This is a genomic window from Gordonia sp. (in: high G+C Gram-positive bacteria) (assembly GCF_012515855.1).
Classification (GTDB): domain Bacteria; phylum Actinomycetota; class Actinomycetes; order Mycobacteriales; family Mycobacteriaceae; genus Gordonia.
Map to the genome: position 1 here is coordinate 1 of NZ_JAAYXO010000263.1, position 13,215 is coordinate 13,215.

General features: G+C 67.6%; 14 protein-coding genes. 7 read left to right on the plus strand and 7 right to left on the minus strand.

Features of this window, described 5'->3' with window-relative positions; translation table 11 throughout:
* Positions 1 to 14 precede the first annotated feature (14 nt).
* Positions 15 to 680 (minus strand): envelope integrity protein Cei, encoded by a 666-nt coding sequence (cei, locus tag GX543_RS18005; protein WP_290853924.1) that lies wholly within the window; start codon positions 678 to 680, stop codon positions 15 to 17.
* A 277-nt stretch (positions 681 to 957) separates the two neighbouring features.
* Here cei and GX543_RS18010 point away from each other — a divergent pair, with 277 nt between their 5' ends.
* Positions 958 to 1,257 carry a DUF4193 domain-containing protein gene (locus tag GX543_RS18010; protein ID WP_290853925.1) on the plus strand — a complete coding sequence of 100 codons (300 nt, stop codon included), beginning with the start codon at positions 958 to 960 and terminating at the stop codon, positions 1,255 to 1,257.
* A 195-nt stretch (positions 1,258 to 1,452) separates the two neighbouring features.
* On the opposite strand, the gene GX543_RS18015 is transcribed toward GX543_RS18010, so the two are convergent.
* Positions 1,453 to 1,974: a DUF3093 domain-containing protein gene (locus GX543_RS18015; RefSeq protein WP_290853926.1), complete on the minus strand. Its 522-nt coding sequence runs from the start codon at positions 1,972 to 1,974 to the stop codon at positions 1,453 to 1,455.
* Between the two features lie 41 nt (positions 1,975 to 2,015).
* On the opposite strand from GX543_RS18015, the gene dut reads away from it, so the two are divergent.
* On the plus strand, positions 2,016 to 2,516 hold the full coding sequence (gene dut, locus GX543_RS18020; RefSeq protein WP_290853927.1) for a dUTP diphosphatase: 501 nt from the start codon (positions 2,016 to 2,018) through the stop codon (positions 2,514 to 2,516).
* Positions 2,513 to 3,412, plus strand: coding sequence for a DUF3710 domain-containing protein (locus GX543_RS18025; protein ID WP_290853928.1), 900 nt, complete (start codon positions 2,513 to 2,515; stop codon positions 3,410 to 3,412). Before dut ends, GX543_RS18025 begins: the two co-directional genes overlap by 4 nt.
* Before the next feature lie 6 nt (positions 3,413 to 3,418).
* On the opposite strand, the gene GX543_RS18030 is transcribed toward GX543_RS18025, so the two are convergent.
* Positions 3,419 to 4,123, minus strand: a complete 705-nt coding sequence (locus GX543_RS18030) for an alpha/beta hydrolase (protein WP_290853929.1) — start codon at positions 4,121 to 4,123, stop codon at positions 3,419 to 3,421.
* A gap of 70 nt (positions 4,124 to 4,193) precedes the next feature.
* Between GX543_RS18030 and GX543_RS18035 the strand changes: the two genes are divergently transcribed.
* Complete coding sequence (locus tag GX543_RS18035) at positions 4,194 to 4,568, plus strand: OB-fold nucleic acid binding domain-containing protein (protein WP_290853965.1); 375 nt, start codon at positions 4,194 to 4,196, stop codon at positions 4,566 to 4,568.
* Between the two features lie 46 nt (positions 4,569 to 4,614).
* Here the strand turns inward: GX543_RS18035 and GX543_RS18040 are convergent, their stop codons facing one another.
* The 4 genes from GX543_RS18040 to GX543_RS18055 all read right to left on the minus strand — a co-directional run bounded on the left by GX543_RS18040 (position 4,615) and on the right by GX543_RS18055 (position 7,740).
* Positions 4,615 to 5,778 carry an FAD-binding oxidoreductase gene (locus tag GX543_RS18040; protein ID WP_290853931.1) on the minus strand — a complete coding sequence of 388 codons (1,164 nt, stop codon included), beginning with the start codon at positions 5,776 to 5,778 and terminating at the stop codon, positions 4,615 to 4,617.
* Complete coding sequence (locus GX543_RS18045; RefSeq protein WP_290853932.1) at positions 5,775 to 6,281, minus strand: Rrf2 family transcriptional regulator; 507 nt, start codon at positions 6,279 to 6,281, stop codon at positions 5,775 to 5,777. The genes GX543_RS18040 and GX543_RS18045 overlap by 4 nt, the downstream gene beginning before the upstream one ends.
* A gap of 131 nt (positions 6,282 to 6,412) precedes the next feature.
* Positions 6,413 to 7,075 carry a TrkA family potassium uptake protein gene (locus tag GX543_RS18050; RefSeq protein WP_290853934.1) on the minus strand — a complete coding sequence of 221 codons (663 nt, stop codon included), beginning with the start codon at positions 7,073 to 7,075 and terminating at the stop codon, positions 6,413 to 6,415.
* 2 nt (positions 7,076 to 7,077) lie between these two features.
* A complete protein-coding gene (locus GX543_RS18055) occupies positions 7,078 to 7,740 on the minus strand; it encodes a TrkA family potassium uptake protein (RefSeq protein ID WP_290853936.1) in 663 nt (220 codons plus the stop codon).
* Positions 7,741 to 7,819: 79 nt separating this feature from the next.
* On the opposite strand from GX543_RS18055, the gene GX543_RS18060 reads away from it, so the two are divergent.
* The 3 genes from GX543_RS18060 to dxs all read left to right on the plus strand — a co-directional run bounded on the left by GX543_RS18060 (position 7,820) and on the right by dxs (position 13,215).
* Entirely contained in the window at positions 7,820 to 9,904 is a 2,085-nt protein-coding gene (locus GX543_RS18060; protein WP_290853937.1) for an APC family permease, read from the plus strand.
* Complete coding sequence (locus tag GX543_RS18065; RefSeq protein ID WP_290853938.1) at positions 9,901 to 11,199, plus strand: class I SAM-dependent RNA methyltransferase; 1,299 nt, start codon at positions 9,901 to 9,903, stop codon at positions 11,197 to 11,199. Before GX543_RS18060 ends, GX543_RS18065 begins: the two co-directional genes overlap by 4 nt.
* Before the next feature lie 69 nt (positions 11,200 to 11,268).
* The gene (gene dxs, locus GX543_RS18070; protein WP_290853939.1) at positions 11,269 to 13,215 is read left to right on the plus strand and encodes a 1-deoxy-D-xylulose-5-phosphate synthase; all 1,947 of its coding nucleotides are present in this window, start codon (positions 11,269 to 11,271) and stop codon (positions 13,213 to 13,215) included.

The window sequence follows — 13,215 nt, forward strand, 5'->3', positions numbered from 1 at the left end:
GCTGAGGTGGTCCGTCAGCAGGCCTGGTTGTGCACGGCCTCGATCAGCGAGCGATCGATGGCGGTCTTGGGGTTCTTCGGATCCACCGAGCGCAAGGCCTCCAGGGCAGCCTGGGTGTCCTGGGTCGGGCGAATCGAGGTGTGGTACTCGCCGAGAACCAGATCGACGTCGGTGCCCTTGCGGCCGTCGTTCACGAGTTGGGCGCAGGGCGCTGCGAGCCAGACGGCTGCGGCACCGGCCTGACCGGCCTGACCGAAGCGGATCTGCGCGACGCAGTGCAGATCGCGGTTCGGGTACACGGTGTCGTCTCCGTACGCGGGATCGCCGGGTGTGAAGCCTTCGGCGATGAGGTCGTCGCTCACGGATCGGGCCGCACCGCGATCTGCCGCGGAGTTCAACACGGTGACCCGGAAGGTCGACAGCCCGGCGGGCGCAACACTGAGCATGTCGGTGGAGCTCGCGGGAGTGAGGTTCGGGGCGGGGGAGGCACCGTCCGCGACCGGCATGTTGCAGTCCGTCGGCCGCGGTTCGTCACCGCCGCCGGTGAGGACGAAGGTCCACGCGGTGATGGCTGCGACGGCCAGCACCGCCACGACGATCATGGCGGGCATGAGGTGACGCCTGCGGAACGGGCGGCCCTTCACATCGGTCGTGTAGCCGGTGGCGATCTTGGAGACCACGACGCTCAAGCACCTTCTTCCGGTTTGCGGGGGACTGCACCACTGTAAACGGCGATCGGTCAGCAGTCGGGTAGGGTCTGCGGCGCGCCTACATAAGTCGAGTTCGGTGGCTCTGACCGGCTGGTTTGTCTCGTAGTTGACTTTGAAATCGAGTTCACCTAGAATTCGGGCGCCCACCAACATCGTTCGCGATGGGGGGAGTGGGAGATATCCGCCACAAGTGTGTTCTCCCTTAGCAATCCGCAACAACACCTAGAGAACTCAGGTCAGGGACATTATGGCAACCGATTACGACGCTCCGCGTCGCAGCAACGACGACGAGATCGCGGAGGATTCGCTGGAGGAGCTGAAGGCTCGCCGGAACGAGGCGAAGTCCGCTGATGTCGACGTCGACGAGGGCGACACCGCCGAATCGTTCGAGCTGCCCGGTGCGGACCTTTCGGGCGAGGAGCTCTCCGTGCGGGTGGTTCCGAAGCAGGACGACGAGTTCACCTGCTCCAGCTGCTTCCTGGTTTACCACCGCAACCGTCTCGCCGAGCAGAACGGTACGGAGATGATCTGCGTCGACTGTGCCTGACTGACAGATTGGGCCTGACTGACAGATTGGGCCTGACTGACAGATTGGGCCTGACTGACAGATTGGGCCTGACTGACAGATTGGGCCTGACTGACAGATTGGGCCTGACAGACAGATTGGGCCTGACAGACACGTCGAGTCCGGCGCTCCCGGGTTCGCTCGGGACCGTGCGTCGCGCGTACGCCGCGCAGAGCCTCAGCTCTGCGCGGCGTTCTTGGTCTCTGCGTCTCGTCCGGCGTCGCCGAGGCCGAGGGCCGTCAGGACCGCGGCCGGGTCGCGCGTGGAGACCAACCAGTACGGTGTCGGGTCGTCCGGGTCGTCGAGGACCACCAGGACCATGGTCTTGACCCACGCCCGATGCAGAACGTAAGCCGCGGGATCGAGCTGGCGGCCCATCGCCGCGCTGCGCTGCGAGGCGGCGATGGTCGCTCCGCGAGCGATCACCTCTCCCGGGAGGACGGCCTTGCCCGCGTGGAGTGCGCCGTCGGCGTCCACCTTCACGCGGGTGCGCCCCATCGACACCAGCATCCACGCGAGCAGCAGGGCCAGCACCGGGTAGGCCACGATGCTCCAGGTCTGGCGGTACGCCGCTAGTTGGATCTCGTAGCCGAGGAGGCCGGTCAGAAGCGCGGCGCAGAGCCACCACCACCAGGGGACGGTGAGTCGTTCGCTGTAGCGGTCCGGCTGCGGAGAGGGCGTCGAAGCTGCTTGGGTCACGCCCCAAGCCTAATGCGGACACGGCCTAGTAGTCTGCGAGGGTGACCTCGCCTGTGACGCCTGATACGTCTCCGCCGTTGCGGATTCGACGACTCGATCCCGATCTGCCGCTGCCCGAACGGGCCCACCCGGACGACGCAGGCATCGACCTGTATGCGACGACCGATCTGGTGCTCGCGCCCGGTCGCCGCCAACTCGTCGGCACCGGCATCGCGATCGCGCTCCCCGTCGGCACCGTCGGCCTCATTCACCCGAGATCGGGCCTCGCCGCGCGCGCCGGCTTGTCGATCGTCAATACGCCGGGAACCATCGATGCGGGTTATCGCGGTGAGATCAAAGTGTGTCTGATCAACCACGACCTCGAGGCCGCGGTGACGATCACCCGCGGTGACCGGATCGCCCAACTTCTCGTGCAGCGGGTGGAACTCCCCGCCGTCGTCGAGGTCGCCGAACTCAACGACGCAGAACTCGACAACACTGCGCGGGGCGAAGCCGGGTACGGCTCCAGCGGCGGACATGCAGTTCTGAAAACGGAGGGATGAACACCGTGGCATCGACCGAGAAGTACTCCATCGGAGACACGGCGGGACCGTACGACATCGCCGACCTGGCGACGTCGCACCTGGACCTGGCGAACTCGCACCTCGACCTCGGGTCGGTGCTGATGCCGGTGGTGGAGGGCGGTCAGGTGACCGTGGAGATGTCGGCGTCCCACGAGCCGGAGGCCGTGTACCTGGTGACCCCCGTCGGTCGGATCGGACTGCACGCGTTCGCAGCGCCGCGCAGCGGCGGTCAGTGGCGCGAGGTGGTGCGCGAACTGGCGGAGTCGCTCCGCAGTGACGGTGCGCAGACGTCCATCGAAGACGGTCACTGGGGACGCGAGGTCATCGCGCGAGTCCCGGGCGGCAGCCACCGGTTCATCGGTGTCGACGGCGCTCGCTGGATGGTTCGCTGCGTGGCGAGCGGGCCGGAGGAGTCCGAGGTTCAGTTGGCACAACTCGCGCGAGCAGTGCTCGCCGAGACGGTGGTTCGGCGCGGCAATGAGCCGTATCCCCCTCGCGAACTTCTTCCGATCGTGTTGCCGCCGGTCCTCGCCGAGCAGGTGGCGGCCGCGCAGCAGCAGATGGTCGACCAAGCGGCGCAGGAGGCCGGCGTCGAACCCGAGACCGGCGCATTCGCCTCGCGGCCGCTGTCCGACGCGCCGAGCCGGGACAGCCGGCCGACCGGCGAGGTGATTCCCGGCGGTGCCGTGGCGCAGAGTGCGTCGGCCACCATCTACACCGAGGACGACGGCACGAGCAGCGACGAGACGAGCGCCGACGCCGCTGGATCGAACCGTGCCGAGATCGACGAACCGGATGCCGTCCGGGCCGATGAGGATGCGCCTGCGCCGTCGAGCGGCTCGGCGATGTCGCGATTCCGGCGCCGGCGCCGCTGAGCAGGGTTATGCGTCCGGCCCGGCCGCCTCTCGCCAGGCGGCGAGGCATGCGTCCCCGAGACGATGTGCCGCGGGACCGAACTCGGTGAGCGGGACCTCGCGCAGCGCGCCGCGTGGTGCCGCCCGCGTCCACGCTCGGCCGACCTCGATGGGATGGAGGGGATCGTCGGGGGCTGCCGCGACCCCGAGGGGGACCGGGAGTCGAGCCATGTCGCGGACGGTGGGCGCGGGGTAGGTCGCTGCGGCGCGCAGTTGTTCCACCAGTCCCCGGTCGGCGAGTGATCGCCACGACCGGGTGAGTTCGGCGGCCAGCCACGGCGGGCTGGTCGCCGACATCTGTTCGATGGTGGGTTCGAGCCCGTCGCGCTCGATGGCGTCGGCGGTGATTTGCGCGGACAGCGCGGCGAGGGAGTCGCCGACCTCGCCGGACCACGGCGGCAGGGCGGCCAGGACGCCGCGACAGCGGTCCGCCGACGGTGAGCGAATCGTCCAGGCGGCCGCGATCGCCGCGCCGATCGACACCCCTCCGACGAAGAACTCCGCATCCGTGGCGGCCAGCTCGTCGAGTCGCCGCTGATAGCCTGTGAACAGGTCGGATTCGGGCTCGAGTGCGATCAGCCGCGCTCCCAGTGAGGCTGCTGCCGGGCCGAACGCGCGGGCCGCGTAGTCGGCGTCGGAGCCGGTGCCGGGCATCACTATCAGGAGGGTCATTCCTCGATCATGCCCGGGGAGTATGGTGGGCTTGCAAGTGAGTTCCAATAGCGATGCGTCGGAGGACGGGATGGCTAACGCGGGTCTGCTCAAGCGGCTCGGCCGGATGTTGACTGAAGATCTCGATGAGATCGAGGACGATCGCATTCAACGAGAATGTCGCGCGCCCGGCGCGCAGCGTGCGGTCGACTGTGTTCGCGGCGACGAGGCGACGATGGTCGGCGAGCTGCGCTCGGTGGAGACATGCGCGCGCAGCAGCAAGTCCGGTGTGCAGGCCGAGTTCTTCGACGGCACGGACACCGTGGTCCTCAAGTGGATGGGTCGGAACCGGATCCCGGGCATCGAAGCGGGACGTCGTCTCACCGTCCGCGGCCGAATCGCCGTCGCCGACGGCGTGAAGACGATGTACAACCCGTACTACGAACTTCACGCCGCCGACGACTGACAGATAGTGACGATTGGCGGATGAACCTGCTGATCGTTACTTGTCGTTACTTGTTGAGGACCCCGAAGGTCTCGTAGTGGATGCGATCTTCGGGGATGTCCTTTGCCATCAGGGCGTCGCGGATGGCGCCGAGGAACCCTGAGGGACCGCACAGGAGCGCCACCGTGTCTGCGCCGATCTCGACGTCGTCGATGTTCATCAGGCCGATGCGGGTGGCGTCATCGGTGGCCAGTCCGCGCTCGTACCACTGCACCAACTCGGCCGACGGCAACTGATCGACCAGTTCGGCGAGGTCGCCGCGATGGGGCTGCCTGCTGCGCGACCGGTCGGCGTGCAGGACGGTGACGGGACGGGTGTCGCCGGTGGCGACCAGGTGGTTCAGCAGTCCGATGACGGGCGTGCAGCCGATGCCTGCGGAGGCCAGCAGCAACGGATCGTCGCCCTCCGGGAGCGTCAGGTCGCCGAACGGGGTGCTGATCCGGATCAGATCGCCCTCGAAGACGTTCTCGTGCAGATGGCTGGACACCTCGCCGTCGAGCTTCACGCTGATGTGCCACTGCGGGTCGGAGGTCGAACCGGTCAGGCTGTACTGGCGGATCTGGTTGGCGCCGTCCTCCATCTGCGCCTGGATCGAGATGTACTGCCCGGGAACAAAGCCGCCGAGCGGCTGCCCGTCGGGAGCGGTGAGGGTGAACGACACCGCGTCGGGGGAGACCTGCTTGCGGTTGCTGACGCGTGCCTGCTGCCACACATCGCCGACCTCGACGCCTGCCGCAGCGTACAGCTCGGCTTCCCGGTCGATCAGCACGTGCGCCATCTCCCAGTAGAGCTCGTCCCACGCCGCCGCGACCTCGGGCGTCACCGCGTCGCCGAGCACGTCGACGATGGCCGCGAACAGATGCTCGTGGACGATCGGGTACTGATCCGGAACGATGCCGAGCGAGGCGTGCTTGTGCGCGATCCGGTCGATGATGAAGCGGAGCTGACCCGGGTCGGCCTCCAACTGCAGGCGAGCGAACGCGGCGATGGCACCGGCGAGGACCTGCGGCTGGCCGCCGGTCGACTGGTTGGTGCGGTTGAACATGTCGCGCAGGAGTTCCGGGCGAGCGGTGAACATCCGGTCGTAGAACTTGGGCGTGATCTCCGGGAGGGCGCCTTCGACGGCGGGGAGGGTGGCTGCGAGCACCCGCTTGGTGTCGGACGAGATCATCGACTTCTCCTCATTTCGCTGCAATTCATTGCGGCCGCCGGGCCAGCATCCGTGTGGTCGGCGGAGTTCGGGGGACCGGGGAGCAGCGTCAGGAGCTGCGCCCCGGTGGGATCGGCGATCAGATCTTGGATCGTCAGCCGATCGAGGCTGGTGTAGAACGCGTCCTGGGCGGCGGCCAGCGCGCCGCGGAGGCGGCACGCCGAGCGCAACGGGCAGGGGCGCTCACCCTCGCAGTTGACGACCTCGTCGTCGCCCTCCAGGTGGCGGGCGAGCCAGCCGACGCCGGCCTGCGGGCCGAGTTCGGTGATGGCGAGTCCGCCGGAGCGGCCGCGACGAGAGTTCACCACGCCGATCTCGGAGAGTCGGCTGACGACCTTGGCCACGTGCGTGTAGCTGAGGTGAAGGTCGTCGGCGAGCTCCCGCGACGTGTGGGTGGCATCCGGGTCGGCCGCCAGGGCCATGACGACCCTGAGTCCGATGTCGGTGAACCGCGTCAACTGCATGAAACGATCACAGCATAATCGGAACCAAGGATTCCAATTAATGTGTTGGACCTCTCATGACCTGCATAAACAGGTAATTCTGGCGCGGGATCGTGGGTCCAAAGTCCCTGTTGTGCGGCCGCGCGCGATAGTTAAATCGGCGCCTTCATGATGCGGTGCAATTCGTCTTCGGACTCTTCCGGAGCGATGAAGACGAGCTCGTCTCCACCCTCGAGGGAGTCGTCGGATTCGGGGACGATCACCCGTCGGCCGCGGATGATCGCGACCAGCGCCACGTCGCGGGGCAGTTGCAGCCGTCGTACGGCCTTGCCTGCGAGCGGAGTGTCGTCGGGGAGTGTCAACTCCACCAGATTCGCCTGGCCCTGACGGAACGTCATCAGGCGCACCAGGTCGCCGACGGTGACGGCCTCCTCGACCAGGGAGGCCAGCATGCGTGGCGTCGACACGGCGACGTCGATGCCCCAGTCTTCGTTGAACAGCCACTCGTTCCGCGGATCGTTCACGCGGGCGACGACGCGATTGACCGCGAACTCGGTGGTCGCGAGGAGGCTCACGACGAGGTTGGCCTTGTCGTCGCCGGTGGCGGCGATCATCACGTCGAAGGTCTGCAACTCGGCGAGTTCGAGGTCCGACAACTCGCAGGCGTCGGCGTGCACCCAGTGGGCGCCCGGCACGGCGGTGGAATCGATGTGCGCTCGATTCTTCTCGAACAGCGTCACATCGTGTTCGTTGATCAGGAGTTCGCGGGCGATGGCTCGGCCGACGGCTCCGGCTCCGGCGATAGCGACTTTCACGGTTACTCCCGAGGCATCTGGGCGCCGGCCACGGCGCGCGCATGATCGACGTTCGACACGAGGACTGCCGCGTAGAGGACGTCCTCGTCCTGAATCACTGTCCGCGGATCGGGCAGGACGGTCTGGCCCATGCGGGAGAGGAAGGCCACGCGAGCGCCGGTGAGCTCTTGGAATCGCGCGGTGTCGGCGCCGACCCAGGACTCATGGAACTCCAGGACGGCCATCACCAATTCGCCGCTCGGGTCGTGCCACACCGGAGTGGTCGACGTCTCGCCGAGGGCGGCCACGAAGCGCTGGGTGGTCCAGGTGACGGTGGCGACGGTGGGGATCCCGAGGCGCTCGAAGACCGCGGCGCGCTTGGCGTCGTAGATGCGCGCGACAACGCGCTCCACGTCGAAGGTCTCCCGTGCCACGCGTGCCGCGATGATGTTCGAGTTGTCGCCCGACGACACGGCGGCGAAGGCGTCGCACTGGGCGATTCCGGCCTCGTCGAGCACGTCGCGGTCGAAGCCGACTCCGGTGACTGTCCGACCGTCGAAGTCCGGTCCCAACCGCCGGAATGCGGTCTCGTCGCGGTCGATGACGACGACCTCGTGATTCAACTTCGACATGGTCTTTGCCAGTGCGGATCCGACGCGACCGCAACCCATGATGATGACGCGCACGTTGATCGACGTTACTGCAGGGAGACCAGTTATTGCACCCCGGTGGTGCAGGAGCATGTCGGGGTCCTAATGTTGCGGAGTGTCCACGATGTCGAAGGTGTCGGTCGCGACCAAGCGGCTCCTGCTTGGGCGACCGTTCCGCAGTGACCGCCTCGGTCACACGCTGTTGCCGAAGCGGATCGCATTGCCGGTGTTCGCGTCCGACGCGATGTCGTCTGTCGCCTACGCGCCGCAGGAGATCTTTCTCGTGCTCTCGGTCGCCGGGATCAGCGCTTACGCGTTCGCGCCGTGGGTCGCGGTCGCGGTCGCGATCGTCATGATCGTCGTGGTGGCGAGCTACCGGCAGAATGTGCACGCGTATCCCTCGGGCGGCGGCGATTACGAAGTCGCGAACGCGAACCTCGGTCCCAACGCCGGACTGACGGTCGCATCGGCGCTGCTGGTGGACTACATGCTGACGGTGTCGGTGTCGGTGGCCGCCGCAGCTGAGAACATCGGCTCGGCGGTGCCGTTCGTTCACGATCACAAGGTGCTCTTCTGCGTGGGCGGCATCGCCCTGCTCGCGGCCGTGAACCTGCGCGGGATCAAGGAATCGGGCACCCTCCTCGCGATACCGACCTACGCCTTCATCGTCGGGGTGCTGGTGATGCTGATCTGGGGCGCGGTGCAGATCTTCCTGCTCGGCGATCCGCTCGAAGCGGAGACCTCGCAGTACGGCGTCATCGCGGAGGATCCCGACATGATGGGCATCGCGATCGTGTTCCTGGTGGCCCGGTCGTTCTCCTCCGGCTGTGCGGCGCTCACCGGAGTCGAGGCCATCAGCAACGGCGTCCCCGCGTTCCAGAAGCCGAAGTCGCGCAATGCGGCGACCACGCTGCTGATGCTCGGCTCGATCTCGATCGCCCTGCTGCTCGGCATCGTCCTGCTGGCGCGGGAGATCGGGGCCAAGTACGTGCTGGACCCGGCGAAGGATCTCGACGGTGTGCCCGATGCCTACCAGCAGAAGTCGATCCTCGCGCAGATCGCGGAGACGGTCTTCCACGGGTTCCCTCCCGGCTTCTATTTCATCGCCGTCGTCACCGCCCTGATCCTGTTGTTGGCGGCCAACACCGCATTCAACGGTTTCCCTGTCTTGGGCTCGGTCCTCGCGCAGGATCGCTATCTGCCGAGGCAGTTGCACACCCGCGGCGATCGCCTGGCCTTCTCGAACGGCATCGTCTTCCTGGCACTCGCCGCGATCACCTTCATCGTCGCCTTCGGCGCCGAGCTGTCGTCGCTGATCCAGCTGTACATCGTCGGTGTGTTCGTGTCGTTCACCCTCAGCCAGACCGGCATGGTCAAGCACTGGACCCGTCACTTGAAGACCGAGACCGATCCAGATGCGCGCTCGCGGATGCGCCGGTCCCGGGTGATCAACGCGATCGGCATGGTGATGACCGGTTCGGTGCTGGTGGTGGTGCTGATCACCAAGTTCACCGCGGGTGCGTGGATGGCCATCCTCGCGATGATCGCGCTGTTCGTCCTGATGAAGATGATCAATCGGCACTACACCGCGATCGAGCAGGAGTTGGAGTTCGAGGAGGCCGATCTCGGGGACGAGGTCCTTCCGAGCCGCAGCCACGCCGTGGTCCTCGTCTCCACATTGCATCTGCCGACCAGACGGGCACTGCGCTACGCGCGCGCCACGCGACCCGACGAACTCGAGGCGATCACCGTCAACGTGGACGACCGCGACACCCGCATTCTGGTGAGCGAGTGGGAGGAGAGCGACGTCTCGGTCCCGCTCAAGGTGCTCGCGTCGCCGTACCGAGAGATCACTCGGCCGATCATCAGCTACATTCGCCGCCTGCGCCGCGAATCGCCGCGCGATGTCATCACCGTCTTCATTCCCGAGTACGTCGTCGGGCACTGGTGGGAGCAGATCCTGCACAACCAGTCGGCGTTCCGCCTCAAGACCCGACTGCTGTTCGAGCCCGGCGTCATGGTCACCTCCGTGCCGTGGCAGTTGAACTCGTCCGAGAGTCGGGCCCGTCGGGCCGAACAGAAGTACTACGCGCCGGGCTCGGCTCGTCGTGGACTCCGAGCCGAGGCTCAGGCGGAGGCGATGAGACAGCAGATGTCGAAGGACAGGAAGAACCCACCGATGAACGGCGACGACCGATGACCGGAACCGACGTCCTGCTGGAACTCGAGGTCACCGGTTACGCGAACGGCGGCGCGGGCATCGCCCGAGCGAACGGCCGCGTGGTGTTCGTCGAAGGCGCGCTGCCCGGCGAGACGGTACTTGCGGCGATCACCGACGACTCCCATGCGGCGTACGCCAAAGCCGTCGTCACGCAGATCGTCGACGCCAACGCCCGCCGCATCGAACCCGGATGCCCGGCCGCCGCAGCCGGTGCCGGATGCTGCGACCTTGCGTACGTCGAGCCCGGGTACGCCCGAGAACTCGGCGCCACTGCGTTGGCCGATGTGCTGCGCCGAATCGGCGGCTTTGCGTTCGACGAACGCGCCGCGCCCTCGGTGGAGGCACTCGCCGATTCGTCGAGCGGCTGGCGGGTGCGGACCCGCCTGGCGGTGGGACGTGACGGGCGCGCTGGGCTGCGGGCGCGCCGCTCGGCGGCGATCGTCACCGAGCCGTGCGCGGGACCGGTGGCCGGACTGCTCGAAGACGTGGACGCGCTGGGAGCCCGTCCCGGAACCGAGCTGGTCCTTATGGCCGGCACGGACGGCGAACGGCACGCGGGGGAGCTCGAGGGGCCGCGTTCTCCCTCCGGTCGCAACTCCGGCGGTCGGAAGGGACGAGACGACCGCCATCGTCGTCGCGCTCAGCAGTCGCGCGGGGCCCGCAGTGAACCGCGAGTTCTGCGGAACCTGATCGGCGAAGACCTGGTGACCCACCAGGTGGGTGAACGCACGTGGCAGGTCCCGGTCACCGGCTTCTGGCAGGCCCATCGCAACGCGCCGCAGGTGTACACCGACGCGGCGCTGACGATGCTGGCCGAGGTCGGGATCGCCGGGCGCGTGCACGCCTGGGACCTCTACGGCGGGGCCGGAGTGTTCAGTGGCGCCCTGCTCGACGGTGATCGGACTCACGGTTTCGAGGTGACGTCGATCGATCTGGTCGACACCGATCCGGGCGCGCTCGCGGCGGCCGAAGTGACCTTGGCAGCCGATCCGGTGCGGATTCACCGCGGACCGGTCGCCGCCACGCTGAGCCGACTGGAGCGGGCTAACGTCGTGGTCAGCGACCCGCCGAGGTCGGGGTCGGGACGGTCGGTGGTCGACGCGATCGCCGCGGCCGAGCCCGACGCGGTGGTGCACGTCGGGTGCGACGCGGCGTCTTTCGACCGCGATCTCGGGCGGTTCGCCGCCAACGGGTACCGGGTGCGTCAGTGGCGCGCCTTCGACGCTTTCCCGATGACACACCACGTCGAGGCCATCGCCGTTCTCACGCGTTGACCAAGAGTCCGTAGACTAATTCTGTTGCGCGGTCGCTCGGGCCGCGGCGCGTGTGAAGGAGGACGACGGATGGGTGTGCTGGATCGTGTGGACTCACCGGCGGACGTACGTGCGTGCTCGCCGGAAGAGCTGGCGGATCTTGCGGACGACGTCCGGGGCTTCCTGATCGAGAAGGTGGCCGCCAGCGGTGGTCATCTCGGCCCGAACCTCGGCGTGGTGGAACTGACGCTCGCCATTCATCGGGTCTTCGACTCGCCGACCGATCCGATCCTGTTCGACACCGGACACCAGTGCTACGTCCACAAGATCGTCACCGGCCGCAAGGACCAGTTCGACTCGCTGCGGCAGGAGGGTGGCCTCTCGGGCTACCAGGACCGTACGGAGAGCGCCCACGACTGGGTGGAGTCGTCGCACGCCTCGGCTGCGCTGTCGACGGCCGACGGTCTCAGCAAGGCGTTCGAACTGCGCGACGAGGACCGCACGGTGGTCGCGGTCGTCGGCGACGGAGCACTCACCGGAGGCATGTGCTGGGAGGCCCTGAACAACATCGCCGAGGGCAACCGACCCGTCGTGGTCGTCGTCAACGACAACGGACGGTCGTACGCTCCGACCATCGGCGGTGTCGCACGGAACCTGTCCGCGCTGCGACTGCAGCCCAGCTACGAACGCTTTCTCAAGTCGGGGCGGCGCACCCTCAAGGGGGTGCCGGTGGTCGGCGACGCCGCGTACGCGGTCCTGCACGGCATGAAGAGCGGCGTGAAAGACCTCGTCTCCCCGCAGGCCATGTTCGCCGACCTCGGCATCAAGTACGTCGGCCCCGTCGACGGACACGACCTCGTCGAGATGGAGGCCGCGCTGCGTCGAGCCAAGGCCTTCGGCGGACCGGTCATCGTGCACGCGGTGACCCGCAAGGGCAACGGCTACGCGCACGCCGAGAACGACGTCGCCGAGCAGATGCACGCCACCGGCAAGATCGACCCGACCACCGGCAAGGCCCTGGCCGAAAGCCCCGAGGACTGGACGTCGGTGTTCTCGGACGCGCTGCTGGAGGAGGGGCGTCGCCGGCCCGAGGTGGTCGCCATCACCGCGGCCATGCCCGGTCCCACCGGTCTCGCGCCGTTCGGGGAACGCTACCCGGACCGGATGTTCGACGTCGGCATCGCCGAGCAGCACGGCATGGCCTCAGCATCCGGTCTGGCGCTCGGCGGCATGCACCCGGTGCTCGCGATCTACTCGACTTTCCTCAATCGTGCCTTCGACCAACTGCTGATGGACGTCGCACTGCTCAAGCTCCCGGTGACCCTGGTCCTCGACCGGTCCGGAATCACCGGACCGGACGGCCCGAGCCACCACGGCATGTGGGATCTCTCGCTGATGAACATCGTGCCCGGGCTGCGCGTGGCCGCGCCGCGCGATGCCCTGCGGATCCGCGAGGAGTTGGCCGAGGCCCTCGACATCGCCGACGGTCCGACCGCCGTGCGTTTCGGCAAGGGCGCCGTACCCCACGACATCCCGGCGGTCCGCCGCCTCGATGACGGCGTCGACGTACTCGTCGACGCCGACGAGCCGGGCGGCGTGCTGATCGTCGCTGTCGGGTCGTTGGTCCAGCTCGGCATCGACACGGCGGCGCTGCTGCGCGAGCGCGGTGTGCCCGCGACCGTCGTCGATCCGCGCTGGGTGCTCCCGGTACCGGGGTCGCTCATCGACCTCGCGCGCGAGCACACCAGCGTGATCACCATCGAGGACAACGGCGTCGAAGGCGGCGTCGGCAGTGCGGTGGAGTATGCGCTCGACCAAGCCGGTGTGGACGTTCCCGTGCATCGTCACGGGATCCCGCAGCGGTTCATCGCCCACGCCTCACGCGAAGCGATCCTCGCCGACTGCGGACTGACGCCGGACGCGATCGCCGATTCGCTGACCGAAACGATCGGAGTCGAGGCTGCGGGCACCCCGCTCGTCGGCCCCGAGGAGCCGGTGGAGCTGAACGCACTCGCACCTCAGCTCGGTGCCAACTAG

What these genes read in the sequence shown, in the direction of transcription:
- GX543_RS18010 (WP_290853925.1), top strand. Translation starts at nt 958, where the DNA reads ATGGCAACCGATTACGACGCTCCGCGTCGCAGCAACGACGACGAGATC.
- GX543_RS18025 (WP_290853928.1), top strand. Translation starts at nt 2,513, where the DNA reads ATGAACACCGTGGCATCGACCGAGAAGTACTCCATCGGAGACACGGCG.
- GX543_RS18030 (WP_290853929.1), bottom strand. Translation starts at nt 4,123, where the DNA reads ATGACCCTCCTGATAGTGATGCCCGGCACCGGCTCCGACGCCGACTAC.
- GX543_RS18035 (WP_290853965.1), top strand. Translation starts at nt 4,194, where the DNA reads ATGGCTAACGCGGGTCTGCTCAAGCGGCTCGGCCGGATGTTGACTGAA.
- GX543_RS18040 (WP_290853931.1), bottom strand. Translation starts at nt 5,778, where the DNA reads ATGATCTCGTCCGACACCAAGCGGGTGCTCGCAGCCACCCTCCCCGCC.
- GX543_RS18045 (WP_290853932.1), bottom strand. Translation starts at nt 6,281, where the DNA reads ATGCAGTTGACGCGGTTCACCGACATCGGACTCAGGGTCGTCATGGCC.
- GX543_RS18065 (WP_290853938.1), top strand. Translation starts at nt 9,901, where the DNA reads ATGACCGGAACCGACGTCCTGCTGGAACTCGAGGTCACCGGTTACGCG.
- dxs (WP_290853939.1), top strand. Translation starts at nt 11,269, where the DNA reads ATGGGTGTGCTGGATCGTGTGGACTCACCGGCGGACGTACGTGCGTGC.